The following is a 23,985-nucleotide window of genomic DNA, read 5'->3' as shown; positions in this document are numbered from 1 at the left end:
CCGCATGGGTGAGGACCCGCGGATCGAGTCGGCGCGGTATCGGGCCGCGCAGGAGGCGCGCGCGGACGGTGGCGAGGCCGAGGCGCCTTCCGAGCCGGCCGCATCCCGGCGTCCCACCGCGCGCGACCGCGCGATGTATGTCGAGACGGTCATCCAGCAGGCGATCCGGCGCGGCGACTTCGACGATCTGCCGGGCTCGGGCAAACCGATCGAGGGGCTCGGCGATCACCACGACCCGGACTGGTGGATCCGACGCAAGATCCGCAACGAGCAGCTGACGGGACTCGGCCCTCCCGCCCTCATGCTGCGCGTCGAGCACGCCGAGTTCGCGGAGCGGACGGATGCGTTCTCCCGCGAGGCGGACGTGCGCGAGTACGTCGAGGACTTCAACCGACGTGTCGTCGAGGCGCGTCGACAGCTGCTCGGCGGCCCGCCGGTCGTGACCCCGACGCACGACGTGGGAGCCGAGGTCGCCGCCTGGCGCGAGCGGCGCACCGCTCGCGCGGCGGCGGCCCGTGACGACCCGATCGAGGAGCCTCGCCCGCGCCGCGGTCTGTTCCGCCGACGTTAGGACCGGACGCAGCCGCAGCGACCCGGAGCGGATCCGGCAGAGGTCGTGCGGATCGCGGCGACCGTGCACGGCCCGGTCACGACAGCTCCTCGCGAACGATGGCGGCGCCCGCGCTCAGGGCGGTGAGCTTCTCCAGCGCGACCTCTCGGGGCAGGGGCGCCATGCCGCAGTTCGAGCTCGGCATGAGCTTGTCGGGATCGACGAACCGCAGCGCCCGCCGGAGGGTGTCGGCTACCTCCTCGGGCGTCTCGATCGCCTCGTTCGCGACATCCAGGGCTCCGAGCATGACCTTCTTGCCGCGGACGAGCTCGACCAGCTCCATGGGGACCCGTGAGTGGTGCGACTCCAGCGACACGATGTCGATCGAGGACCGCTGCAGCAGCGGGAACGACTCCTCGTACTGCCGCCACTCCGCGCCGAGGGTGGCCTTCCATTCCGTGTTCGCCTTGATCCCGTAGCCGTAGCAGATGTGCACGACGGTCTCCGCACGGAGCCCTTCAGCCGCGCGCTCGAGCGCGGCGACCCCCCAGTCGCGCACCTCGTCGAAGAACACGGCGAACGCGGGCTCGTCGAACTGGATGATGTCGACGCCGGCCGCCTCGAGCTCCCGCGCCTCCTGGTTGAGGATCTTCGCGAACTCCCACGCGAGCTTCTCGCGGCTTCTGTAGTGACGGTCGTAGAGCGTGTCGATCATCGTCATCGGTCCGGGGAGGGCCCACTTGATCGGTGCGTCGGTCTGCTGTCGCAGGAACGCGGCGTCGTCGACGAAGACGGATCGCTCGCGGCTGACGGCGCCGACGACGGTCGGCACGCTCGCGTCGTAGCGGTTCCGGATGCGGACGGTCTCGCGCTGCGCGAAGTCGACGCCGTCGAGGTGTTCGATGAACGTCGTCACGAAGTGCTGGCGGGTCTGCTCTCCGTCGCTGACGATGTCGATGCCGCGGCGTCGCTGTTCGTGCACCGCTGCGCGCAGCGCATCGCGTTTGCCCTCGGCCAGGGCGTCATCCGAGAGCTTCCACGGCGACCACAGGGTCTCGGGCTGCGCAAGCCAGGACGGCTTGGGCAGGCTGCCGACGATGGATGTGGGCAACAGGACGTTCATGAGCGATCGCTCCTCCGTTTCAACCGACGAGCGCCGGGTAGCCGGCCGCCCACTGCGCCAGGACGTCCGCGTGCGGCTTCACGAAGTGCTCCTGCGCGTAGGCCCCCTGCGTCACGGCGAGCTGAGCTCGCTCCACACGGTCGTAGTCGATCTGCGTGCGCGAGAAGTCGCCCTGCTCCAGACTCGGCCGGTAGATGCTCGCCGCGGCGGAGTTCGCGTTGTAGATCTCGGGGCGATAGATCTTCTGGAACGTCTCCATGGTGCTGATCGTGCCGATCAGCTGGAGGGACGAGTAGTCGTTCAGCAGGTCGCCGCGGAAGTAGAACGCGAGCGGGGCGACGCCTCCCGGCGGCATGAAGTAGCGGACCCGCAGCCCCATCTTCCCGAAGTACTCGTCGGTCAGGGAGTGCTCGTCCTGCCGGTACTCGACGCCCAGCACCGGGTGGGTGTTCTCGGTGCGACGGTAGGTCTTGCTCGTCGAGACGCTGATGCAGATCACGGGCGGCATCGAGAAGCGCTCCCGATACGCGTCGGAGTCCAGGAAGTGCTGGAAGAGCTTCCCGTGGAGGTCGCCGAAGTCATCCGGAACGGTGAACCCGGATGCGGCCTCGTTGACGGCCGGCAGCAGCACGCTGAAGTCGAAGTCGCGGAGATAGGACGAGAAGTTGTTCCCCACGATGCCGTGCCGGCGTGCGCCGGTCTGCCGATCGAGGATCTGGATGTCGAGCACCTCGAGCAGCGGGAACTCGCGGTCCTCCCCTCCTGCTGCGAACTGCAGGTCGACCGACACGATGTCGATCTCCAGGGTGTAGCGCTTCCCGTCCGGGTTGTCCCAGCGCGCGAGGTCGTTGAACCGCCGGTCGATCATCGTCAGGGCGTTGCGGAGGTTCTGCTGCCGGTCCTCGCCCCGCGCGAGGTTGGCGAAGTTGGTGGTGGAGCGGGAGCTGCGTGACGGCGAATAGTCCTCGTCGAAGCGGGTCGTCGTGATGCGGAACGTGAACTCGCTCGCCATGGGCGGCAACTCCGGTGGTTCGTGGGCCGAGCGGGCCGTGCGGACATGGATGGCTCCATGTTCGCGGCACCGCTATGACATCGGGTAACTCGGACGCACTATCGATTCATATAGCCTTCACCTATGCCCAGGCGGTCCAGCGGCATCTCGCTGCAGCAGCTCCAGTCCTTCATCGAGGTCGCGGCGGAGGGCTCGATCAGCGCGGCCGCCGACCTCCTCTACATCTCCCAGCCGACGATGTCCGCGGCGATGAAGGACCTCGAGGCCCGCGTCGGCCGCGCTCTTCTCGTCCGCTCGGCCCGCGGGGTCACTCTCACGACCGAGGGAGTGGAGTTCCTCGGGTACGCGCGCCAGGTCGTCGAGCAGGTCGCACTCCTCGAACAGCGCTACCTGGGTCGACCGCCATCGCGCCGCCTGCTGGGGGTGTCGACGCAGCACTACTCCTTCGCGGTCGACGCGTTCGTCCGCATGGTCAGGGCCAGCGGGGCGGCCGAGTACGAGTTCTCGCTCCGCGAGACCCGGACCTGGGACATCATCGAGGACGTCCGCACGCTCCGCAGCGAGGTCGGCATCCTCTACCGGAACGACTTCAACCGGAACGTCATCGACAAGCTACTCCGAGACTCCGGGCTCTCGTTCCACGCGCTCTTCTTCGCCGAGCCGCACATCTTCGTCTCCCGGAAGAACCCGCTCGCCTCCCGCGATCGCGTGGGTCTCGAGGATCTGGCCGGTCTGCCGCGGCTCACGTTCGACCAGGGAGCGAACAACTCGTTCTACTTCGCCGAGGAGATCCTCTCCACGCTCTCGAGCGCACAGGAGATCCGGGTCTCCGATCGGGCGACGATCTTCAACCTCATGATCGGGCTCGACGGCTACACGATCTCGACCGGCATCATCAGCGACGACCTCGACCCGGAGATCGTCGCGGTGCCCCTGGATGTCGACGAGCGCATCGAGATCGGCTGGATCGGCCACTCCGCGATCCCGCTCACGGACCAGGCGAACCGCTACCTCGAGGAGGTGCGGGCCGTCGTCGCCGGATTCGGCGTGCCGCTGCTCGACTGACGCCCGCGATCGGGCGGAGGCTGCGTGAATCGCGGAGGCTGCGCCGAAGCCGCACAGAGTACGCGCAGACAATACCAATTTCTATTGGTTCTCACCAACTCTTGTTTGTCTCAGGGTGGAGGGATGACCTCCAGCCCCGCCGCGACACCGGAGTGGGCGGAGTTCACGCGAGCGCTCGGGATCGAGCTTCGACGCGCCCGCGACGCTCGAGGCCTCACGCAGGAGACCATGGCGGAACGGGCGGGAATCTCGCTGTACGCCTACCAGCAGTACGAGCGCGGTGCGGTGACGAAGAACGGGGCGGCGACCAACCCCCGCCTCGCCACCGTCCTGGCGATCTGTCAGGCGCTCGAGGTCAGCATCGCGCAGCTGCTCCCGCCCGTGCCGCCGCTGACCGCACGCTAGGCGCTCGCGTCCTGGGCCTCATCGCGGTCGCGCGGTCGCCCGGGTCGGTATCGCCGGGTCGGCGAACGGCCCGCGGACATCAGGAAGAGCTCGTTCTGGCGTTCGAGCAGGTCACGGAAGAGGTCGGACGCCGTGGCGCCGAACCCCACCTCGTCTCGAGAGCCATCCAGCAGCGGGAAGACCGCGTCGCAGAACTCGCCGAGATCGGCTCCGTGCCGGTCACTGTCCCCCGCGAGGGACGTCGCGACCGCCGGAGGGATGAGCTCCGTGACCCCGATCCGCGTCTCCGCGAGCGCCCATCTGAGGTTGACGCTGTAGCTGTGCAGCGCAGCCTTCGACGCGCTGTACACGGGTGCGAAGGTCTGCGGCATGTACGCACCCCCGGAGGTGACGTCGATGATGAGTACGTCACGATCGGCGCGAAGGAGCAGCGGGAGAAGCAGCCGGTTGAGGTGCATCGGCCCCTCGAAGAGGATCTCGATCTCCGCACGCACCTCAGCCCACGGCTCGTCGTCGTCCGCGAGCGGGACACGACGCTGGACTCCGGCGTTGTTGACGATCGTGTCCAGCTCGGGCATCACGTCAGCGATGTGCGCCGCGAGCGTCTCTCGCGCCTCGGGCGAGCCGATGTCGCTCGCGAAGGTCTCGAGTCCGGGATGAGCCGCGGCCGCCGCACGAAGGCGCCCGTCCCGTCGGCCCGTCACGATCACCCGGTGACCCCCGTCGAGGTAGCGGCGAGCGAGACCCAGGCCGATGCCGTCGCTGCCGCCGGTGATCAGCACGGCGTGCCGGCGAGTCGCGTAGTCTGATGTTGCCATGTACACATCATAGAACGGTATGTTTCCATGTCAACAAAAGTTCTGAGCCGGAGTGAGACCGAGCAGTGGGAGGCCTGGAAACGCGCACAGGCGAGTGTGATGGGCGCGGTCGAGCGGGCGATCGAGACGGCGTCCGGCTTGTCGGGACCGGACTTCTCCGTCCTCACCCGACTCGTCGAGCTCGGCGACGGAGCACTCGGCCAGAACCAGCTCGCCTCGTCGCTGGGCTGGGACCGAAGCCGACTGTCACGTCAGCTGGCGCGCATGGCCGCACGCGGTCTCCTCGTCAGCACGGCCGCATCGGGCGGCGCCGCCCGCCGGCAGATCGTCGCCACGGAAGAGGGCCGGGCCAAGGTCAGCCTGGCTCGGCCTGCGCATGCCGAGGCGGTTCGCACCGCACTGCTGCGACCCTCCTCGGTCGCGACCGACTTCTGGTCGGGCGTTCGGCGCCTCTCGGACCCGGCGGACCCCGTCGGCGGCTGATCCGCGTGCCGACCCGGGGCGCCGACGCCTCTCCCGGCGTTCCCGTCGGCCGCGACGACCTCCTCGTGCGGGAGCCGCGGATGGTGGGCACGCCCGAGACGATCGCCGACCGCCTCGAGGAATGGCAGGATGCCGGCATCGACGGGCTCAACATCATCGCGCAGCACTTCCCCGGCTCCTCCCGCGACTTCGTCGACCACGTCATCCCGGTCCTCCAGGAACGCGGCCTCGCCCAACGCGAGTACGCGCCGGGCACGCTGCGCGAGCGCCTCTTCCCCGAGAGCGGCGGTCGGCTCTCCGACCGTCATCCTGCCGCTCGGTACCGCGGCGCTTTCCAGGCCGAGGATGTGTTGAGCACGAGCGGCACGAGCGCCGGCTGGCGCTGATCCCGCCGACATGGGAGGGGGTCGCCGGGCGGGCTGGCGGTCCCCTTGCGACGGAGGAGCCCCAGGCCTCCGGAGAACGCGGCGCGACCGCTCAACGGGTCGCGGTGATGACGAGGTTCTCCGTGGACGGCGAGCCGTCGGGCCGCTGGAGACAGGTGATCAGCACGAGACGGTTCGGTGTGTTCGACCAGACGGAGGACTGGCCCGCGATGCTGTCCTTGGAGATGAGCTCCGATCCGGTGACGGCGTACGCCACACCGGCGACGACGACGACTGCGCCCGGCGCGAGCTTCGAGCGTTGCTGGTCCACATCGATCAGATAGTTCCCCGGCCCGATGGCACCGTTGCGTAGGGAGTGCATCACCACGACCACCGTCCCCTGCGCGCTGTCCTCGGGGCTGACGCCCCTGTTGCGGACCTGATAGGCGGAGGTGAATCCGGGCGGCGTGATCTGCCCGTCCACCTCGTTCAGCTGCCCGAGCGGCACGTCCCAGCTGAACGGAGGGCACCACCAACCGGGCTCCGGTGTCGGCGACGGCGTCGGACGACGCGGCCGGCACGGGCACCTCGCCGGGGTCGAGCGACACCGGCTGACCTCGCATGTCCGTGGCCGTCGTCGGGGCGGGAGGGAGCGAGTGCCACAGCCCGACGGCGCCGACGGCGCACATCGCGATGCAGACGGCGAGAACGACGAGGAGCACGACAGGCGGAGTGCGCCGTGTGCGGGTCATCGAGGCTCCCTGCGCGTGAACGGATGGGCGGGGTCGGAAGGAGGAGCGAGCGGCCCGCCGGCGGGTTCGACGAACGAACCGCCGGCGGGCCACCGGGCTGTCACCCGACTAGCTGTCGTGGCGTCGCGTGGCGCGGACGACGACGATCGTCGCGGCAGCGATTCCCACCGCACCCGCCGCGAGCAGGCCGCCCCAGAGCCACGGTGCCGTGCTGCCGGCAGCGGCGCCACCGGTGTTGACGGCGGCACCGGGCCCGACCGCGGTCGGGCTGGGTGCGGGCACGGGTGCGAGGCTGTTCGTGATCGCACCGAGGCTCACCGTCAACGCCGCGCTGCCGATCGTGAAGGTGTGCGTGGTCGCGGAGACGGCGTACCCGGACGGCGGGGTCGTCTCGAGGAGCGTGTACTGGCCCCACGGCAAGCCGTCGACCTCGAGGTCCCCGGCGGTGGGGTTCGCATCGTGGCTGCCGTTGTCTGCGATGGTTGCGGAGAACCCGTCCGGCCCGGTCAGCGACCACACCGAACCGGAGAGCAGGGCGCCGGTGTCGCTGTCGGTCTTGGACCAGGTCACCGAGCCGGGGTCACCGGTGATCTGATTGGTCAGAGTGACGGTGGTCGGGGCGTCGGAGCCGATGGTGACGGGATTCTGGCTGAACGACGGAGCGTCCCACGTCGCGCCGGTGACCGTGGCCGGAGTCGCCTCGCTCAGCGTGACGACAGCGCCTTCGGGGATCCGGGAGGAGGAGATCGCAGAGCCGCCCGGATGCACGCTCAGCGTTCCCGAGCCTGCGGGATACGTGCTCGGAGCGCCGCTGGCCGCGGACGGCGCGGGCACGTAGGCACCGGCCGGATAGGAATAGTCCACCGTGAACGACGTCGACGGGTCCACCGCCGAGGCGGCCGTGCCGGTGAGCCGCTTGTCGATCTCGAGCGGCGCGGACCGGTAGGTCGCGACATCGGCGGTCGACGTGCTGGTGTGCGTCGTGTTGTCGGTGTCGACTCCGGTCGCGGTCGCGGTGTTCGTGAAGGTGCCGGACGCGACATCCGACGCTGTCAACGGCCCGTATGTTCCCGTGCAGGTGAACGAGTTCGCCGGCTGCAGAGTCGTCGCCGGGCAGCTGATGCTGCTGATCTTCGGGTCCGTCACGGTGACGTTTGAGAGCGCCTCCGCTCCGGTGTTGGTCACGAGGAAGCTGTAGGGGACCTCGTCGCCCTCGGTGAAGACGGTCTGAGACGTGCCCGTCGCGTCGCTGTGATCCACGGTCTTGGTGAGGTCGATGCTCCCCAGCGGGTCGATCGACGAGACGGCGACGTTGCGGATCATGTGGACCTCGTGGCCGGAACCGGTGGATGCGGCGAAGCCGAGCTTCAGCGTCGCCGGAACCGGCGTGGTCATCGTCGCCTGCAGCACCTGCACGCCGTTGATCGACGCGGTGACCGTGGGGTACGGGTCGCTGGGGGTCGTGGGCGACACGGTGACGGTGACCCGCTGCGGCGTTCCCCGCGCGCCCCCGGGCGCGGAAGCGGGCGCGTTCTGCAAGCTCGCGTAGGGGGCGCTCGCGATGAGACAGTAACCGTCGGTCCCATCACCCGGACCGCGGAGGCCGACGCTGTTGGCCGTCGACGGCGAGCTGGGGGAACTGGAGTTCTGCGCAGGGCAGGACGTGCCGACGTACGGCTGGTTCTCGTAGTTGCCGAAGACATCGAAGCCCAGACCGAGATACCCGTGCGGGATGCCCGCGTCGCTATTGATCGATGCGTAGCCGAGGGAGCCGCCCGAGGGGCCCGCCTGGGTGAGTGTGTAGGCGCCATCGGTGAGGAAGAAGCCGATCCCGTCCGCCGGCCCGAACCCTGTGCCGGAGGAGGCGTACTGATACTGGTCGAAGGTCATCTCCAGTCCCGCAGACGAGGGGAACGCGCGGTCGAGGACCGTCGCCGCGGAGGCGCTACCGGAGTTGTCCGTGAGCTGGAGATACCCGTCTGATCCGGAGCCCATGTTGGTCACGGAGTCCTGCACCTTGCTGCACCCGGAGAGGTTCGACACCCCGGCGGGCGGGGCGGAGCCCGGCGTCGCGGCGGTCAGGCAGGAGTCCCCGAGGCCGATCCACCGCGCGTCCGGGACGGTGGCGCCGGAGAAGGTCTCATCGGACAGGAGCGAACCGCCCGAGACGGGCGCCGCCGACGCCGCGATCGGGCCGGCGAGCGCAGCCGCCGCCGCAAGGCCGGCGACCACCGCCAAGCCGAGGATGCGGCGCCTCAGACGGCGCCCTTCCCACACAGATGTGTCAACCACGGGGACAACCGCTTTCCGGGTCGGGCGCCCGACTGCCGCGCCGTCCGTCGAGAGAGCACGACGGGGGCAGGAGGATGAGAACGTCGGGTCACGTCAGACGCCCCCGCAGGTCAGGGGCGGCCACGAGGTGTTCGCGTGGCGCCATCATTAGAGCAAGATCGGCCTCCCCGCATGAGACGAACGTCGGACAATTCACCCGAAAGATCACCCGATGGCTCGGATTCGGCCTACTCCATCGAAGTGAGCGCGGCGCCGAGCGCCGAGTGCAGCAGCCTGGCGCTGTCACGAGTCAGTGCGAAGAAGCGGCCGACATCCTCGAGCGCGCCGAGGTACACATAACTCCCCCGGCGATCCTGCTCCGCTGCGACGACGAACTCCGTGGTCGCGAGAGCGTCGGTCCGGCCGGACGAGAAGAACGCGTAGCGACGCTCCACGACGGTCAGCATGATCGGTTCGCCGCGGTGTCCGAGAGGCGGGCGGGGCTCCTGACTGTCGTCGTGTCCGGCGCACCAGGGTGGGCAGCCGCATCCGGTCGTAGACCCGTCATCCATTACTGCCTCTCCCTCGCGTAGACACCGACGGCGCACGAGGACTGCCGCTTCGCAGCGCGTCGCGCGCACCGACCCCGTAACGGAAGAATGGACCACGGGGCGGGCGGGTCGCGTGTCGGAATCGACCGAGACGGTCGAAGCCGGAAGAGCCGACGCACAGGGGATGGGATGGGACATGGTCGACGCGGACGACGCGGCAGAGGAATAGGCAGCGTCTCACCGTCGGATTCCGGGACGGTGAGGCTGAGTTCGACCACGGCTCGAGCGGGAACGCTGGGACCGGACGCGATGGTCGTGCTGCCGTTGGTCGGGTTGAGCGTGCCCGGCTCCCTCCCCAGCTGTCATGGCCGATCTGGCACACCTCCGCGTGAGCATCGGTGTCGAGATCGATGTCGGCAGCGATGGCGCCGTCGACGGCCAGAGCGGCCGAACTGCGTGTTCCGCTGGGGGCCGCTGAGTCGAGGAGCGCTTCGTGGCGGTCGCCGTCGAACGAGATGGTCAGGGCGTCAGCGGCGTCAGGTCCGACTCGCGGAGAGCGTAGTGATCGGGAACTGCGAGCGCGTGGAAGTAGTGCACGAAGATGTCGCCGGCTTCATCCGCGGTGAACACCTCATCCGGGTAGACGAGAGCGCGGGCTGTTCCCCCGAGGAGCTCGATCGCCACCGTGGGCTCGCCCTCGCGCTGCCCGCCGTGCCCGACGGTGTAGAGCCGCTCGACACCATCCTCGTCCACGCGTCGCCACTCGATCGTCATGGCATCGGCGGTCCCGCCCGCCTGCACGAACACGCTCGGCGGCGTTTCCCGCGTCACGTCCCAGATGCTCTGACCGTCGGGCAGCTTTGACAGAGAGAACGTCGAACGATCCGGTTCCCCGAGGAGGGATACCATCCGGCGCAGGTTGTCCTCGTACGACCGCGGACCGTTGACAAGGTTCGCGAACGAGGCTCTGTTGACCTCGTAGACAAACGTGGGCTTCCCACTACTCATGGCACTCGCTTCAGATGAACGCCGGCGACTCTCATGATCTCACCATCGATCTTCACGACCGCGGGGTTCGACTCCGTCGAAGCATCTGCGACAGTTCGCGCCCTCGACACCGGTGATGCGATGGTGTTCCCCCGCCGGGAGACGAGATCGTCAGGGCTTCGGCCAGGTGAGGTCGAACTCGCGGAGTGAGTAGCGGTCGGGAACGGCCTGGGTCTCGTAGTAGGTCGTGAAGATGTCGACCGCTTCATCGACGGTGAACACCTCGTCCGGATGGACCTGCGTGCTGCGCGTACCGTCGAAGAACTCGATCGTCACGAACTCCGGGTCATGATCCTGCGTGTGCCCCAGCGTGTAGAGCCGGGACTGCCCGTCATCGTCACGGCGCCGCCACTCGATCGTGAGCTCGTCTCCGGTGCCCGCACACTGCAAGAACGCGGCAGGCCCTTTCTGCGTCATGTGACGCAAGACGTGAACCCCGTCGGGCACGGGCGTGAGCCCGAACGTCGATCGCTTGCCCTCACGCAGCAGACCCAACATGATCGCAAACTGCTCCCTCGGTGGGCGAAGCTCTTCCGGGAACTCCATCCCGCCCCGACCGTCCATCGAGAAGAAGAACTCGCTCATCCCGGCACCACCTTCACGCCAACGCGCACGACCTGAGCCCACTCACCATCGATACGGACCCCGTGGGATCAAAAGCCAGCTGTTTTCGCCCGGTTCCGAGGGTACTCGGATGCGTCGCACGGGCGGAGCGGAGTGACGGAGGACTGCAGCGTCACGATTCGCTGCGGATCTCATCTCACAGAGTGATGGATCAGGTGATCGTTCGAGCCGAACCTCGGTGCCGGAACGAGAGCCGCGGGCACCCGGTTGGCTCCGGGCGCTCTCCCCGTTGGCTGAATCACTCTCGAAAGGTGCGATGTGAAACGTAAAAAATTGGCTCGGACGAGCGCGAGACGCGTTGGTTCTCTGGTCGCTGTGGCCGTGCTGTCCGGCATCGGTCTCGTGGCGCTCCCCTCCGTTGCCTCTGCGGCGGGCCCGGCAGGCGTCGAAGATTGCGACTTCGGCACGGGCGGCCCGTCGGCCGATACCGTGTGTTGGCTGCGCTTTCCCGACTTCCAGCCTTTGTCCGCCGCGCAGGTGACGGCCGGTTCTTCGGAGAACCAGACAGTTCGGCTGGGTGACTACACCCTGACGTTCACGTTGACGGCTTCTCCGGGAGCGCAGGGCGCGAGCGGTGTGCGGACTTCGGGTCTTCCGACGTGGGATGGCGGCGTGCTGGGCAACACGATCGACGGGGTCCCGTATTACTCCGGGCTTCAGGCAGACGACTATGCCTTCTACCAGGACCAATCCGCGGACCTCACCGGGGGCCAGTACAACGAACGCGACACCATCACCCTCAGCAACATCACCATGACCGGGCCGGGCGGCGTGGTACTCGACGCTGGCTGGTCGATGGTGATCGCGGACGCCGAGACGACGTCGAACTACGAGGGCTTCGTCTGGAAGTCGGACAAGCCGCTGCAACAGTTCTTCTCTCTCGTCCCGTCCGGCTACAAGGATGTGTGCACGGGCGATCCCGCTATCCTCGCGGGTGAGCTCTCTGGTCTTGGGACGAACACCGTGACCTGCCGTGGTGGAAACTTCGGTGACTCCACCGGAGCGGGGTACAACCCGAACCGCGGCATTCTTGCGGTGCAGTCGGAGGCCCCGCAGCAGATCTCTTCGACGTTTATCGACGACTACGGCACGAGCAGGCAAGGTGTGGCTTTCGGCGTCGTCTTCTCGGAGGTCTCCGTGGAGAAGACCGTCGTCTCCCGCTACTCCGCGGCCGACCAGTTCACCGTGTCGATGAGCACTTCCGGACGCAGCATCGCGAGCGCATCGACCTCGGGAGCAGACACCTCGACCGGGACCGGGAAGCATCCCCTGATCACGTCGACCAGCGGATCACAGGTGAGCTTCACCGAGCAGGGCATCGGGTCCACGGCCCTATCGCACTACTCGATCTCCTGGGCCTGCACCGACGATGGCGCTCAGATCCCCAGCAGCGACCTCGTCGTGAGCGACGGGGGCGCGACCGTCACGGCCAACGTCGCCGCGGGGCACTACGTCGACTGCAACGTCAGCAACACTGCCCTCCTCGGATCCGTTCAGTGGTCCAAGACCGACGGCTCTTCGCTGCTCTCCGGCTCACAGTGGACGCTGACGGGACCTGACGGCTACTCCGCGAACATCACCGACGACAGCGCACCGGACGAAGACCCCGCCGGGGGCGTTCTGCGCGTCGGAAGCCTGCCCTGGGGCGACTACACGCTGACGGAGACCCAGGCCCCGTCCGGATACCTCATCGGAACGGCTTCCACGAGAACCTTCAGCATCAGCGGAAACGCGACGACAGTTGATCTCGGCGGAATCGTCAACCGGGCCGCCGTTCCGGGAATGCACGTGAAGAAGACCTCCGACCCGGCTTCCGGTCAGACGGTGCGCCCCGGCGAGCAGATCACCTACCAGGTCGTGGTGCAGAACACCGGCAACGTGGACCTCACCCCCGCGAAGCTGACCGATGACTTGTCAGACGTCCTCGACAACGCATCGTATGTGGAAGGGTCCGCGACCGCGACGATCAACGGAGCCTCAGCGGCAAGCCCGGTCGTCAACGGAACCACGTTGACCTGGAGCGACGCACTGAAGGTCGGACAGACGGCCACCCTCACCTACGTGGTGACGGTCAGCCCCCACGTGACCGCCGACGACAAACTCGTCAACGTTGTCGTGGGCTCCGCGGACGTGCCCCCCGGCGTGACCCCGCCGACGTCCAACTGCGTCCCGGGCACCACCGATCCTGACTGCACGACAACGCACACTCCCGTCGTCCAAACCGCACAAAAGCTCGCGATCACCGGTCTCGACGACAGTTGGAGGCCACTGGTACTGGGCGGATCGGCTGCGATGCTGATCGGCGTCCTGCTTCTGGCCTCGTATCGACGGTTCCGGCGATCATGACCCGCCGCTAGCGTCGCGCTCACCCGGCGCGCTGGGAGAGTCGTGTTGCCACAGCACCTTGCCGCAGCAATATGACTCTCCCAGTTGTCCGTTCCGACGAGGTGATCGATCGGCGGCCGGTTCCCGAGCTCGGACAAGGGGTACTCGTCGAAGAAGAACCGCGTCCACCGTGCCGCGATACCCCTCGCCGCCACTCTGATCTCGATCGCGACGGACTCGACCGATGCGTCCTAGCGTCGTGCGGTCGCGCCGAAGAACGGCTGGCGGAGCTACGAACGGCTGAGCACGTGATCCGCGAGGAAGATCGCGCTCCTCAAGGTCAGGCGTGGAGCCTCTCGCCGAAAAGCACGCGTGACGTTCACTGTGTCGCGACGCTCCACGGGAACTCCCTCGAGAACGACACTCGCCCACTCGAGCGCAGCCCTGGGTGGCTGACCGCTCTCCGGCACCTCACCGCCGAACACGGACTGCAACCGCACACGCGGGTCTTCCTTGTCGCCGAAGATCTTCGCGGCCCACTCGCTCTGCATCCCTCGCACCTCCGCTGCTGAACATACGCCGACATGCTCCGCTCGTCCTCCGCCGCACGACGGATAATCCCGCCTCGTGATGGAGCCGGATGGCTCGCTCGGAGTGGGGAGCGGGACGCCGCGTGAGGTGCCGACTCACGCCGGGTTCTGGATGAGCCAGGTCAGGACCTGCTGTGCGTGGGTGTTGGGCGGGAAGATCGGGTAGAAGACGTGCTCGATGCGTCCGTCTCGGACGATCAGAGTCAGCCGGGAGTAGAGCCGGTCCCGCCCTGGAGCCCGGAAGGTGGGCAGATCCAAGGCGTCGGCGAGGCGGAAGCGCTCGTCGGAGAGCATCGTGAACGGCAGCCGGAGCCGACCGACGACCTCTGCCTGGTAGTCGACGTCCTGGCTGGAGAGTCCGTAGACGGCGTTCACGCCCGCGTTGCGGAGGTCGTCGTGGTGGTCGCGAAAGTCGCAGGCCTCGGTGGTGCAGCCACGTGCGCCCGGGATCGAGTCCCAGCCGTCGGGCAGGTCCGCATCCGGTCGCCCCGTGAGCGGGTAGAGATAGATCACCGTCCGCCCCGGTGTGAGCTCGCCCAGATCCACCTGGTCGCCGTCGGCGGTCGGCAGGGTCAGAGCGGGCAGAGCGAGTCCGGGCAGGTGGGCCGCGGCTCCGTCGTCGGCGGGGATGGGGAGGTCTTTGGGCAAGGTGCCGTCGTCGCTCATCGGCTGCTCCTTCGTGAATGTGCGAGATGCGCTCTCGTGGAGGCGCTCGGCGAGTTGCGCTCGCCTGGCACGGAGGGTGGCGATGATCCGGTCGATCTCGGCGATGCCGTCGCGGTAGGCAGCCAGCGACGACACGCAGTCGTCGCCATGATCGTGACCGAGCCTCAGGCACTCCACGAACGGCGCCGCCTGTCGGGCAGTGATCCCGGTTGCCGCGAGCTCGCGGATCTCGATCACTACGCGCACGTGGCTCTCGTCGTAGTCGCGGTAGCCGTTCGGGAGCCGGTTCGGCCCGATCAGCCCCAGCCTCTCGTAGTAACGCACGGCCTTCGTCGTCACGCCCGAGCGCTCCGCCAGCTCACCGATCCGCATCCCTCATCACCCTCCGCTACGACGCTAAACCTTGCCCCGCGGGATAAGGTCAAGCTCCCGGCCGGAACCACGAACGGCGCCCCTCCCGAAGGAGAAGCGCCGCGTGAGGTTGGCACTTACAAGTGCGATCTGTGCTCAAGAGACCGATGTGGTGGACCTACTGCACGCCTACTCCAAACATTGCGACGGCCGCGGTCCGGCAGAGCTGGCGGTGCAAGCAGCGCAGTCCCGCAGAGTACGATCCGTTACGCAGCGGAGTGGTACTGCTCGCCAGCTACGCGCTGCGCAGGTAGATGACCTGGTCGCTCACTACCAGGAAGTGCGCAACGTGGCCGAGGTAGCACGACACTTCGGTGTCACACGGCAGACCGTCGGTGCGCATCTCGCCTCGCGCGGAATCCAGACCGTTCGCCGGATGAGCGAGGCGGATATCTCGACCGCGGCGGCGCTGTATCGCGAAGGACGTTCGGCCGCGATCATCGGACGCAGACTCGGGTTCGACCCGCAGACCGTGCTCAACGGACTGCGAAGCGTTGAGGTTCCGATCCGCGCGCGTCCCGGGCGCGACCGCCAAGGACCACGCTGACGGCAGTTCATATGCCCTCGGAAAACGAAGGGGGATGCCACTCCGCGCGACGTTCTCTCGCGAGCCGCACCGGTGCTTGGGAATCTGCTCGAACCCGGACTTCGACTGAGCCTCATGACGAGAGCGGTCACTCGTACGCCAACGGTCGCCGATTGGCGTGGCAGTCAACTGAGGGAAGTCAGCGGCGTGTGTTCGAGTGGGCGAAGGTAAGGCCGCCTGAGATCAGTCGCAATCAATCCAGCCACCGACCTGCCATGATTCCGGAAGACGTGCCAGGTAATCGAGACACCAGTCTCGATCGGCCCGAAAGCCATGCCACGTGAGGCGGAGGATCTCCATGGCATGCGCGGGTCCGAGATCTCGCGACTGATCAAGAAACTCCTGCTCATGGGCGAGCACCGTCTCGATAGCGGCCACTCGTGCAGAGAGTCCGCGACGAAGTTCATCAATCGTCAGTGTGGGCGTGAAGTAGAGCAGCGGAATCAGGCTCAGCGGTTGAAAGTCTCGCTCTTCCAGCAGTGACCGCAGCAAGGAGAGCAACTGCTCACGACCCTTTGTAGTGCAGACGTATTGCGTTGCCCGTTCGCTCTCGCCGCTCGTCACGTCGATGAAACCGCGCGAGCTCAGGGTGCGGAGCTGCTGATAGATCGACGGTGCGGCGATGGTCGTCCAGCGAGAGACCGCCCACTCCTTCAGCACCTTCTCGATGCCGTACGCACCGATGGGACCGCGATACGCAACGATTCCCAACACCATGATCTTTGTCGTCTGCCGTGACATCAACCACGTCCTATACTCGTTACTAAAACTATAGTACCATGATGACATGAGAAGCGAAAGACCGCTAGGCAGCTACGGGGTGGACGCCCCCTGGGTTCCGTGGATGTGGATCGGCTACGCCATCCTCTACACCTGCCTTGCCATCGCATCGGTGGTCTTATGGTCTGCGTGGCGGCCCATCACAGTCCTCCTCTGCGTCGTCGCCTTAGCCTCGGCACTCGGGGCAGCGCTGTTCTGGTATGCCTCACTGCGCGGCAAATTCATCCTCTGGGAGCAGATTCTGCGGTCCGCGAACGTATGCGATCGCCGGAACGCACTCGATCTCGGGTGCGGGCACGGCATGGTCGCAATCATGACGGCACGACGAGCCCCAGCGATGACCGTCGTCGGTATCGATCTCTGGCGTAGCGTCGACCAATCCGGGAACACCCCGGAGGCCGCACAGGCGAACGCAAGGATGAACGGCGTCGATGATCGAGTCCGATTCGACACCGGAGACATGACCGCGCTGCCATACGAGTCGAACTCGTTCGACCTCATCACTGCCAGCCTCGCCATTCACAACATCCCTTCCCGAGAAGGACGCCGCGACGCAATCAACGAGGCCGTGCGAGTGCTTTCGGACGGAGGGACGATCCTCATCGCGGACATCCGACGCACGAAGCAGTACGCCCAAGACCTCCGCGCAGCGGGCCTACACGTCACAACCCAACCGCTCGGCTGGCGCGGCTGGTGGAGCGGCCCCTGGATGGCGACAACCTCACTGAGTGCAGTGAAACCACCGGCGCCGAAGAGGACCCGACTCAGCGCCTAGGATCATTCACCGCCCGGGGGAATCGACGTCTCTCTGGATTCCCAGCAGGATCAAGTCCAATCCGACGGTGAACTGGCTTCGGTCGTCATGGTGACGGAAGTCCGACGCGGTGGCGTGAAGGAACGGGTACCGCTCGGCGTCAAGCTCTTCCCATCGTTTGGACTGTTCCATGAGCCACTCGTCCTGCGTCTGCCCGGGAGTCACCGACTGGGCGTTGTCGGCCATTTGTGCGGCCACTCCCATCACGTAGGTGACGATTGCCGTTGCAACGTAAAACTGGCGTTTGGCCGGGACGCCGTAGGAGTCGAGGAGTCCGCCAATCCGGTCCAGCACTCTCAGTGTTCCGTGGAGCCCGGGACTCTTGGGGAGTCGTGCACCCACCCAGGGGTGGCGGTCAAGGTTATCGAAGAGCGACAGCGCGATGCTGCGGATGGCCTCAAGCTCCCGTATGGGCTTCTGGTCGTTTGCCGTGGCGACGTTCGCGAGCACCTGCTCGCAGGCGAGGTCGAGAAGTTCGTTCCGATTCGAGACATGCCAGTAGATCGCGCCCGACCCGCTACGCAACCGTTCTGAGAGCATTCGAAAGGTTAGCCCCGTTTCGCCGGACTCTTCGAGGATCTCGATTGCCGCACGCACGATCTCCTCCCTCGACAAGGAAGCGTCCTTGCGTCGCCGACCCGAGGTGTGTGAAGCGGGCATGCTTCCATCTTGACACAAATGGAACGGCAATCCAATATGAGATTATGGAACAGCGATCCAATTCACAGCAGCACCCGAACGCGGGCACCCGCCCGCAGTCGCTTCGCGCTGCGGGGCTTGCCCTCACGGGTCTTGCGGCAGTGTTCCTCATCGAAATGCTCGACACCTCGGTGCTGAACGTCGCACTGCCGACGATCGCGAAGGATCTGGCAGCCTCCGCATCAGAATTGCAGTGGGTGAGCGGCGCCTATGCGTTGATGTTCGGCGCACTGATGCTCGTCTTCGGATCCATCGCTGATCGATTCGGTCGCCGCCGCATGATGCTCATCGGCCTCGCGCTGTTCGGCGTGTCAAGCGCGGCAGTCTTGTTCGTGTCGACTCCCGAGGAACTGGTCCTTCTTAGGGCGCTGACCGGTGTCGCCGCGGCCATGACCGCCCCCGGTTCGATGGCGTTGTCGTTTCGACTCTTCGATGACGATGCACTCCGCGTGCGGGCGACCGCCCTGATCTCCACGGTCGGACTCGTCGGCCTCGCAGTCGGACCGACAATCGGCGGGCTGGTTCTCGAGGTCGCTCCTTGGCAGACGCTCTTGTTGATGAACGTCCCCATCGCTGTACTGGCTTTTCTCGGGATTCGTCTCGGGATCCGCGCCGACCGTCCGGATGAGCTGCGCCTTGTTCCCATCGATGTGCTCGGGGCTATCTTGGGCACTGCCGCGATTGTCCTCGCGCTACTCACCCCCACGATGCTCCTCGACGCGATTCCAGGTGCATGGGCGGTCGGCGTGGCAGCCGTGGTCGCCCTCGCTGCCTTCGTCGTCCGTCAGCGCCGAGCGTCGCACCCGCTCATCGACATGGCGCTACTCCGACGCCGCCCCGTCTCGACGGGATTGATTTATCAAGCGGCGCTCGGACTCGCGACCGCCGGCCTCGGCTACACCGTCACCCTGCAACTGCAGCTCGTGTGGGGATGGCCACCTGCACTCGCCGCACTCGGTGTGCTTCCGCAAGTTATCACCATGATCGCGATCGGACCCTTCGTCGAACGAATCGTCAAGACATTCGGCATCGACAAATCCGCGCTCTTCGGCTCCTGCGCGGTCATCACCGGGCTCCTGCTCTACGCCCTCTTCGCGCGCTTGAGCTATGTCCTCATTGCCATCGCGATGATGCTCGTCGCCGCAGGCATGCGCGTGACCATGATCACTACGACAATCAACGTCATGCGCGGCCTCCCCTCCGACCGCACATCAATCGGCGCCGCATTCAACGACACCGCACAAGAACTCGCCGCCGGAATCGGCATCGCCATCGTCGGCTTGGTCGTCGCAGCATCAACCAGCGGCCCCCTCATCGCAGAGGGATGGACATCGACGCAATCGATCACTCTTGAGAACGCGATCACCCTTGGCGTCCTGACATTGACGACGACCGCGTTCACGCTTCTCGCCGTTGCTCTCGTCAGAGCGCGTCGTAGCCGCGCCGAGGCAGCACACTGATGACTGCAAAGAGCCGGAAAGGGGGTGGTATAAGACGGGGGTATCGGCGAAAGCCCGATCTGCAAGCGACTCCCCGTTCGGCGGAGATAGCGGGACCCGAGAGGGCTGGAGCAGGCCTAAGCATGTCCCGATAACGAATGTCGAAAACCCGATCAGACACACTTTCGTGTGTCCGATCGGGCGTCCGGTCGGTGGACCTGCTGCACGCTTACTCCAAACATTGCGACGGTCACACTGCTGCCGAGCTCGTACTGAAAGCTGCGCAGTCCCGGAGACCGAGGCAAGCAGCGCCGCGAGCCCGATCTGCCCGACAGCTCCGCCCGTCTGAGATAGATGAGCTGGTCGCGCGTTACCTCGAAGTGGGCAACGTCGCTGATGTGGGCCGTCAATTCGGCGTCACGCGGCAGACAGTCGGCTCACATCTCGCTTCTCGCGGCAATTGAAACCGTCCGTCGGATGAGCGAGGCGGATATCTCGACTGCCGCTGCCCTGTATCGCGAAGGGCGTTCTGCCGCGGCCATAGGACGCAAGCTCGGGTTCGACCCGCAGACCGTGCTGAACGGACTGCGAAGCGCTGGCGTTCCCATACGCCCGCGCCCAGGACGAAACCGAAACAGCAGGCGCGGTTGACTACCGAGGATGCGCCCACTACGCGTCGCGCACCACCGTGGGTCGCGAGCCGTCGGCACGGCAGCTGCGCGACTCGCTCCCCGTCCCAGATCGCCAGGCTGCATGTGGAGGACTACGGCGTCTGCGGGCGTCGGAAGATGCGTGCGCTGATGCGCAGCCCGGGCTGGCAGGTGAGCGGCGACCGAACCGAACGGCCCATGCGCCGGGGGCGTGTCTCCTACATGTCGTGTCCAGGCGATTATGGCGTTGAAGGCAGCGGCTGAGCGGTAGACGATGGGCGCCAGCGCAGTGAGAAGCACCTCAAGTCCCGCACTCCCTCATTGCCACGGCGCATCAGTACATCGGAAGCTCCATCTGATCCGCCGGCGGCCGGAAGAGACCCGAGGTGATCCGGCGGCCCGCGGCCGTCCCCGCGGCACGGAGAACGGTGTGAAACGCTGCGATGCCGAGTCGCGTCCGGGGGTTGGCCAACCGAGGAGTGCCCGGCGGAAGATCCTGAGCCTTGTCGACGTAGGGTCGCATGAGCGCCTCATAGGCGGCGAACGCGCCCTCCACACCGGAACCCGTGTTCAGCTCGCCTGCAAGCACGTATGCTCCCGTCAGGGCGAGGCTCGTGCCCATTCCACTGAGGGGCGACGCACAATAGGCGGCGTCTCCGACGAGCACCGTGCGACCGCGATGCCAGGCATCCAGCTTGACCTGCCCGACATGGTCGAAGTACAAGTCAGCATCCCGATCGATCTCGTCGAGGACGCGCCGCGCCTGCCAGCCCGCATCATTGAACACGCGATGCAGGAGCGCACGCACAGCGCCGTCGTTCTGACGGTCGAGTTCCGGCTCGCGATCGGGAAAGGACAGCGTGGCCCGCGTGGTTCCCAGATTGTCCGGACGGAGGGTGATGCTGCGGCCACCGGTCGCCGAGTACCACCTCCACCAATCGATGTCGGAGTCGATTCTGGGGATCGTCGCGTAGGCGGTATACATGCCCTTGTAGACGACGGGCGAAACGCCGGGGAAAGCGAGCCGCCTTGTACGCGACCGCATTCCCTCGGCAATGACGACCACGTCGTACTCCGCCTCGGTGCCATCGTCGGTGGCGACGAGGGCGGCGCGATCACGGTCGTCAATGCTCGTCACCGACGTGCCGAATCGATACCTGACGTCATCGCGGGTGGCCTCGAAGAGGAGCCTCGACAACTCACCCCGCAGGATCTCGAGCTCAGCTGTGGCCCCACCCGAGTCATCCGTTCCGGCAGGAAAACTCGCGACAGCTCGCCCCGCGCGGTCGAGGAACTGCGTGCCGACTTCGCCTGTGGTGCACGCGCGGATCGCGGGTTCGAGACCCATTCGCCGCGCCACTTCCCGGCCCGCACCGCGCACGTCGATGTTCTGTCCACCTGTCCGCAACGTCTCAGCACGTTCGAGAATTGTCACGTCCCATCCGCCGCGGGCCAGCCAGTAGGCGAGGGTCGGGCCAGCGATGCTGGCACCGCTGATGAGCACGCGTCCGCTTGTCACTTCGCGCCCTCGACAGCTTCGTGTCCCGCCACGTTGTGCGCCGGCGATCCTGACACAGCACGCCGCTGTGGAATGAGGAGGGTGGCGATGACTCCGATGACGAGGAAGCCGGCAGCGAGTGCGGATCCGAATGCCACAGCATGGGTCATCGACTCCCGCGCGAGGTCTGCCACGTACTCGAGCCCGGGTACCTGACCGATCGGATCGATCGACGCGCCGGCGCTGTCGGTCACGGCATCCGCGAAGTCCTTGGCGTCTTTCGCAGCAAGACCGGTGTCTTCCAGCTTCTCCTGCAGGGTGGTGCCGAGCGTGGAGAAGAACACGGTCGTCAACGCCGCGATACCGAGGGCCGATCCGAGCTGACGGAAGGTGCTCTGGATGCCTGAGCTCTGACCACCTTCGTCAGTCGGAACATCGGCGAGCACGACGTTCGTCACCTGGGCGGTCGCGAAGCCGACTCCTACTCCGTAGAAGAACAGTACGAGAGCGATGGTCCACCATGAGGCATTTGTGAATGCCGCGACGGCTCCGAGCCCGATCAGGCCGATGACCTCGAGGATCAGGCCGATGCGCACGAAGGTGAGCGCGCTGACCCGACCGGACAGCGGGAAGCTCATGCCACTAGCGACGAAGCTACCCACCGCGATGGGAACAAGCGCCAGACCCGCCTGTAGTGGCGTGTATCCGAGCGTGAACTGCAGCCAAAGCGGAAGCACCGCGATGATGCCGAACTCGCCCAGGCCGATGATGAGGGTGGCGACGTTGCCGTTGCGGAACGACGCGATCGAGAAGAGCCGAGTATCCATGAGTGGCTGGTGCCGGGTGGAACCACGGCTCACCACGACCTGGCGCCGCACGAAAAGGCCCATCACCACGACAGCGGTCACGATGGCGACAAACGCGGGCGACAGACCAGAGTCCCACGTCCACCCCACAACCGTGAGCGGCTCTTCGCTGAACAGCCAGCCGTAGATGCGTCCTTCGACCAGCCCGAAGGCGAGCAGTCCGAGCCCGACGATCGACAGGGCTGCGCTCACCCCGTCGACGGTTCCGCGAGAACGTGTCGGCTGTACCAGGAACACCGCACCGATGACGAGGATCAGCAACGTCAGAGGGATGTTGATCCCGAATGCCCACCGCCACGAAGCGTGTTCGGAGAGCCACCCGCCCAGCACCGGGCCGAGCGCGGTCGCCGCGCCGATCGTCGAGCCCCACACCGCGAACGCCTTGCCGCGCGCGGGTCCGGTGAACGCGGCATTGAGGAGGGCTAGTGATGTCGGCAGGATGGCCGCGGCGCCGATTCCCTGCAGGAACCGGGCAGAGATGAGGACCTCTCCCGTGGGGGCGAGGCCGGCCAGAAGGCTCGTCACCCCGAAGATGACGACCCCGAGAAGGAACACGCTCTTCGCTCCGCGCAGGTCTGAGATGCGGCCGACGACGAGCAACAGGGCGGCGAAGACGATCGCGTAAGACTCTTGGATCCACTGCGCCTGACTGGAGTCGATGCCCAACTCGTCGATCACGGATGGTGTGATCACGTTCACGATCGTCGTGTCGACGACGATGAGCGCGACCCCGAGGGCCACGGCGACCAGTCCGATCCACCGGCGCGCGTTGTCTGAGAACGCCATGAATGCCTCCGTGTTATTTCACTGTCAAATGATTTGGCGATAGAATAACTTCATGCTCTGATAAAATCCAAATCGTGGCCTACACGGACACGCTGGAGGGAGGCCGCCGGTGAGCGCGCAACCACACGACGAGCCGCGCGCTGAAGCGGAGACCGTGAACGAGGCGTTGCGTACATATGGAGCCGCGTACGCTCAGGTCGGCCGAGCGTTCGCCGCGCGTGAGGATCTGCACTCCACCGACGCGGCGGCAATGATCGAGATCCTCGCCGCCGAAGATGCGGGTGAACCCCTCTCGCCCGCGAAGCTCAGCGAGCGAATTGGTTTGAGTTTCGGTGCAACCTCCACCCTCCTCAACCGCCTCGAGGCCGTTGGGCACATCACACGATCTCGCACGCACTCGGATCGCCGCATAGTGACGCTGCACTCCACCCCGGGAGTTCAAGAACTGGCCGACGCCTTCTTCGATCCACTCGGAGAGCGTCTCGCGCGGAAAATGTCCGAACGCAGCCCCGAGTTCCTTCTGGAGTTCGCCCAACTCCTGACGGAACTCCGCCTCGAAATGCTGGACTACATCACCTCAGACGAAGCGGTCGAACCCTGACCGCCACCCCACGGTGAGTTCAAGCCCACAGTAAGCGCCTCAAACCGGGGGTATACGGCGACATTGGCAACTGCGACCGCCGCCGCATGTTAGCCAGTCACGTCCTGTGTCACCGAGTCGCCATCGAACAAACGCGACGTCTCCGTACAGCGCCTCCTCTCCAAGCGCGCTGATGTTTTCCTCCGTCACCGCGGAACATCCGCCGAGA

The 23,985-nt window shown here is 66.4% G+C and carries 24 protein-coding genes; 11 read left to right on the top strand and 13 right to left on the bottom strand.

Annotation, left to right across the window (positions count from 1 at the left end; genetic code table 11):
- Positions 1–4 precede the first annotated feature (4 nt).
- Positions 5–571 (top strand): DUF1992 domain-containing protein, encoded by a 567-nt coding sequence (locus QE381_RS16925; RefSeq protein ID WP_307220051.1) that lies wholly within the window; start codon positions 5–7, stop codon positions 569–571.
- A 76-nt stretch (positions 572–647) separates the two neighbouring features.
- Here the strand turns inward: QE381_RS16925 and QE381_RS16920 are convergent, their stop codons facing one another.
- Together QE381_RS16920 and QE381_RS16915 are read right to left on the bottom strand one after the other, a co-directional pair.
- A complete protein-coding gene (locus QE381_RS16920) occupies positions 648–1,673 on the bottom strand; it encodes a methionine synthase (protein ID WP_307220049.1) in 1,026 nt (341 codons plus the stop codon).
- Positions 1,674–1,692: 19 nt separating this feature from the next.
- Positions 1,693–2,685 carry a putative oxygenase MesX gene (locus QE381_RS16915; RefSeq protein WP_307220048.1) on the bottom strand — a complete coding sequence of 331 codons (993 nt, stop codon included), beginning with the start codon at positions 2,683–2,685 and terminating at the stop codon, positions 1,693–1,695.
- Positions 2,686–2,808: 123 nt separating this feature from the next.
- Here QE381_RS16915 and QE381_RS16910 point away from each other — a divergent pair, with 123 nt between their 5' ends.
- Both QE381_RS16910 and QE381_RS16905 read left to right on the top strand, forming a co-directional pair.
- Positions 2,809–3,750: a LysR family transcriptional regulator gene (locus tag QE381_RS16910; protein WP_307220046.1), complete on the top strand. Its 942-nt coding sequence runs from the start codon at positions 2,809–2,811 to the stop codon at positions 3,748–3,750.
- Positions 3,751–3,873: 123 nt separating this feature from the next.
- On the top strand, positions 3,874–4,155 hold the full coding sequence (locus tag QE381_RS16905; protein WP_307220045.1) for a helix-turn-helix domain-containing protein: 282 nt from the start codon (positions 3,874–3,876) through the stop codon (positions 4,153–4,155).
- Here the strand turns inward: QE381_RS16905 and QE381_RS16900 are convergent.
- Complete coding sequence (locus QE381_RS16900; protein ID WP_307220043.1) at positions 4,152–4,973, bottom strand: SDR family NAD(P)-dependent oxidoreductase; 822 nt, start codon at positions 4,971–4,973, stop codon at positions 4,152–4,154. The genes QE381_RS16905 and QE381_RS16900 overlap by 4 nt on opposite strands.
- Positions 4,974–5,000: 27 nt before the next feature.
- Here QE381_RS16900 and QE381_RS16895 point away from each other — a divergent pair, with 27 nt between their 5' ends.
- Together QE381_RS16895 and QE381_RS16890 are read left to right on the top strand one after the other, a co-directional pair.
- The gene (locus QE381_RS16895; protein WP_307220041.1) at positions 5,001–5,456 is read left to right on the top strand and encodes a MarR family winged helix-turn-helix transcriptional regulator; all 456 of its coding nucleotides are present in this window, start codon (positions 5,001–5,003) and stop codon (positions 5,454–5,456) included.
- Between the two features lie 5 nt (positions 5,457–5,461).
- Positions 5,462–5,842, top strand: a complete 381-nt coding sequence (locus QE381_RS16890; RefSeq protein WP_307220040.1) for a hypothetical protein — start codon at positions 5,462–5,464, stop codon at positions 5,840–5,842.
- A gap of 91 nt (positions 5,843–5,933) precedes the next feature.
- On the opposite strand, the gene QE381_RS16885 is transcribed toward QE381_RS16890, so the two are convergent.
- From QE381_RS16885 to QE381_RS16865, 5 genes are all read right to left on the bottom strand, one after another.
- The gene (locus QE381_RS16885) at positions 5,934–6,329 is read right to left on the bottom strand and encodes a hypothetical protein (RefSeq protein WP_307220038.1); all 396 of its coding nucleotides are present in this window, start codon (positions 6,327–6,329) and stop codon (positions 5,934–5,936) included.
- A gap of 352 nt (positions 6,330–6,681) precedes the next feature.
- Positions 6,682–8,865 carry a DUF5979 domain-containing protein gene (locus tag QE381_RS16880; RefSeq protein WP_307220037.1) on the bottom strand — a complete coding sequence of 728 codons (2,184 nt, stop codon included), beginning with the start codon at positions 8,863–8,865 and terminating at the stop codon, positions 6,682–6,684.
- Between the two features lie 227 nt (positions 8,866–9,092).
- On the bottom strand, positions 9,093–9,416 hold the full coding sequence (locus QE381_RS16875) for a hypothetical protein (RefSeq protein ID WP_373426963.1): 324 nt from the start codon (positions 9,414–9,416) through the stop codon (positions 9,093–9,095).
- Positions 9,417–9,914: 498 nt separating this feature from the next.
- Positions 9,915–10,226, bottom strand: a complete 312-nt coding sequence (locus QE381_RS16870) for a hypothetical protein (protein WP_307220035.1) — start codon at positions 10,224–10,226, stop codon at positions 9,915–9,917.
- Positions 10,227–10,553: 327 nt separating this feature from the next.
- Positions 10,554–11,027: a hypothetical protein gene (locus QE381_RS16865; RefSeq protein WP_307220033.1), complete on the bottom strand. Its 474-nt coding sequence runs from the start codon at positions 11,025–11,027 to the stop codon at positions 10,554–10,556.
- Between the two features lie 354 nt (positions 11,028–11,381).
- On the opposite strand from QE381_RS16865, the gene QE381_RS16860 reads away from it, so the two are divergent.
- Complete coding sequence (locus QE381_RS16860; protein ID WP_307220031.1) at positions 11,382–13,412, top strand: SpaA isopeptide-forming pilin-related protein; 2,031 nt, start codon at positions 11,382–11,384, stop codon at positions 13,410–13,412.
- A gap of 665 nt (positions 13,413–14,077) precedes the next feature.
- On the opposite strand, the gene QE381_RS16855 is transcribed toward QE381_RS16860, so the two are convergent.
- Positions 14,078–15,019, bottom strand: a complete 942-nt coding sequence (locus tag QE381_RS16855) for a MerR family transcriptional regulator (protein ID WP_307220029.1) — start codon at positions 15,017–15,019, stop codon at positions 14,078–14,080.
- Between the two features lie 103 nt (positions 15,020–15,122).
- Between QE381_RS16855 and QE381_RS16850 the strand changes: the two genes are divergently transcribed.
- The gene (locus tag QE381_RS16850) at positions 15,123–15,605 is read left to right on the top strand and encodes a helix-turn-helix domain-containing protein (protein WP_307220027.1); all 483 of its coding nucleotides are present in this window, start codon (positions 15,123–15,125) and stop codon (positions 15,603–15,605) included.
- Positions 15,606–15,827: 222 nt separating this feature from the next.
- Here QE381_RS16850 and QE381_RS16845 read toward each other — a convergent pair whose 3' ends face one another.
- Positions 15,828–16,385: a hypothetical protein gene (locus tag QE381_RS16845; protein WP_307220025.1), complete on the bottom strand. Its 558-nt coding sequence runs from the start codon at positions 16,383–16,385 to the stop codon at positions 15,828–15,830.
- Positions 16,386–16,431: 46 nt separating this feature from the next.
- Here QE381_RS16845 and QE381_RS16840 point away from each other — a divergent pair, with 46 nt between their 5' ends.
- On the top strand, positions 16,432–17,199 hold the full coding sequence (locus QE381_RS16840) for a class I SAM-dependent methyltransferase (protein WP_307220022.1): 768 nt from the start codon (positions 16,432–16,434) through the stop codon (positions 17,197–17,199).
- A gap of 6 nt (positions 17,200–17,205) precedes the next feature.
- Here the strand turns inward: QE381_RS16840 and QE381_RS16835 are convergent, their stop codons facing one another.
- Complete coding sequence (locus tag QE381_RS16835; protein ID WP_307220020.1) at positions 17,206–17,853, bottom strand: TetR/AcrR family transcriptional regulator; 648 nt, start codon at positions 17,851–17,853, stop codon at positions 17,206–17,208.
- A gap of 89 nt (positions 17,854–17,942) precedes the next feature.
- On the opposite strand from QE381_RS16835, the gene QE381_RS16830 reads away from it, so the two are divergent.
- Positions 17,943–19,397, top strand: coding sequence for an MFS transporter (locus QE381_RS16830; protein WP_307220018.1), 1,455 nt, complete (start codon positions 17,943–17,945; stop codon positions 19,395–19,397).
- Positions 19,398–19,730: 333 nt separating this feature from the next.
- The gene (locus QE381_RS18005) at positions 19,731–20,027 is read left to right on the top strand and encodes a helix-turn-helix domain-containing protein (protein ID WP_373426962.1); all 297 of its coding nucleotides are present in this window, start codon (positions 19,731–19,733) and stop codon (positions 20,025–20,027) included.
- A gap of 333 nt (positions 20,028–20,360) precedes the next feature.
- Here the strand turns inward: QE381_RS18005 and QE381_RS16825 are convergent, their stop codons facing one another.
- Together QE381_RS16825 and QE381_RS16820 are read right to left on the bottom strand one after the other, a co-directional pair.
- Positions 20,361–21,530: an FAD-dependent oxidoreductase gene (locus QE381_RS16825; protein WP_307220016.1), complete on the bottom strand. Its 1,170-nt coding sequence runs from the start codon at positions 21,528–21,530 to the stop codon at positions 20,361–20,363.
- Positions 21,531–21,541: 11 nt separating this feature from the next.
- Positions 21,542–23,176, bottom strand: a complete 1,635-nt coding sequence (locus QE381_RS16820; protein ID WP_307220014.1) for a DHA2 family efflux MFS transporter permease subunit — start codon at positions 23,174–23,176, stop codon at positions 21,542–21,544.
- 109 nt (positions 23,177–23,285) lie between these two features.
- On the opposite strand from QE381_RS16820, the gene QE381_RS16815 reads away from it, so the two are divergent.
- Positions 23,286–23,777, top strand: coding sequence for a MarR family winged helix-turn-helix transcriptional regulator (locus tag QE381_RS16815; RefSeq protein WP_307220012.1), 492 nt, complete (start codon positions 23,286–23,288; stop codon positions 23,775–23,777).
- Positions 23,778–23,985: the final 208 nt, after the last annotated feature.

Source organism: Microbacterium sp. SORGH_AS_0888, assembly GCF_030818905.1.
GTDB lineage: Bacteria > Actinomycetota > Actinomycetes > Actinomycetales > Microbacteriaceae > Microbacterium.
Note: the sequence above shows the minus strand (reverse complement) of the source record. Positions and strands in the feature narration are given on the sequence as shown.

Excerpts from the sequence above, each read along its gene's own strand:
- QE381_RS16900 (WP_307220043.1), bottom strand. The coding sequence starts at position 4,973 with ATGGCAACATCAGACTACGCGACTCGCCGGCACGCCGTGCTGATCACC.
- QE381_RS16865 (WP_307220033.1), bottom strand. The coding sequence starts at position 11,027 with ATGAGCGAGTTCTTCTTCTCGATGGACGGTCGGGGCGGGATGGAGTTC.
- QE381_RS16875 (WP_373426963.1), bottom strand. The coding sequence starts at position 9,416 with ATGGATGACGGGTCTACGACCGGATGCGGCTGCCCACCCTGGTGCGCC.
- QE381_RS16840 (WP_307220022.1), top strand. The coding sequence starts at position 16,432 with ATGAGAAGCGAAAGACCGCTAGGCAGCTACGGGGTGGACGCCCCCTGG.
- QE381_RS16915 (WP_307220048.1), bottom strand. The coding sequence starts at position 2,685 with ATGGCGAGCGAGTTCACGTTCCGCATCACGACGACCCGCTTCGACGAG.
- QE381_RS16920 (WP_307220049.1), bottom strand. The coding sequence starts at position 1,673 with ATGAACGTCCTGTTGCCCACATCCATCGTCGGCAGCCTGCCCAAGCCG.
- QE381_RS16855 (WP_307220029.1), bottom strand. The coding sequence starts at position 15,019 with ATGCGGATCGGTGAGCTGGCGGAGCGCTCGGGCGTGACGACGAAGGCC.
- QE381_RS16905 (WP_307220045.1), top strand. The coding sequence starts at position 3,874 with ATGACCTCCAGCCCCGCCGCGACACCGGAGTGGGCGGAGTTCACGCGA.
- QE381_RS18005 (WP_373426962.1), top strand. The coding sequence starts at position 19,731 with ATGAGCTGGTCGCGCGTTACCTCGAAGTGGGCAACGTCGCTGATGTGG.
- QE381_RS16845 (WP_307220025.1), bottom strand. The coding sequence starts at position 16,385 with ATGTCACGGCAGACGACAAAGATCATGGTGTTGGGAATCGTTGCGTAT.
- QE381_RS16895 (WP_307220041.1), top strand. The coding sequence starts at position 5,001 with ATGTCAACAAAAGTTCTGAGCCGGAGTGAGACCGAGCAGTGGGAGGCC.
- QE381_RS16820 (WP_307220014.1), bottom strand. The coding sequence starts at position 23,176 with ATGGCGTTCTCAGACAACGCGCGCCGGTGGATCGGACTGGTCGCCGTG.
- QE381_RS16830 (WP_307220018.1), top strand. The coding sequence starts at position 17,943 with ATGGAACAGCGATCCAATTCACAGCAGCACCCGAACGCGGGCACCCGC.
- QE381_RS16910 (WP_307220046.1), top strand. The coding sequence starts at position 2,809 with ATGCCCAGGCGGTCCAGCGGCATCTCGCTGCAGCAGCTCCAGTCCTTC.
- QE381_RS16925 (WP_307220051.1), top strand. The coding sequence starts at position 5 with ATGGGTGAGGACCCGCGGATCGAGTCGGCGCGGTATCGGGCCGCGCAG.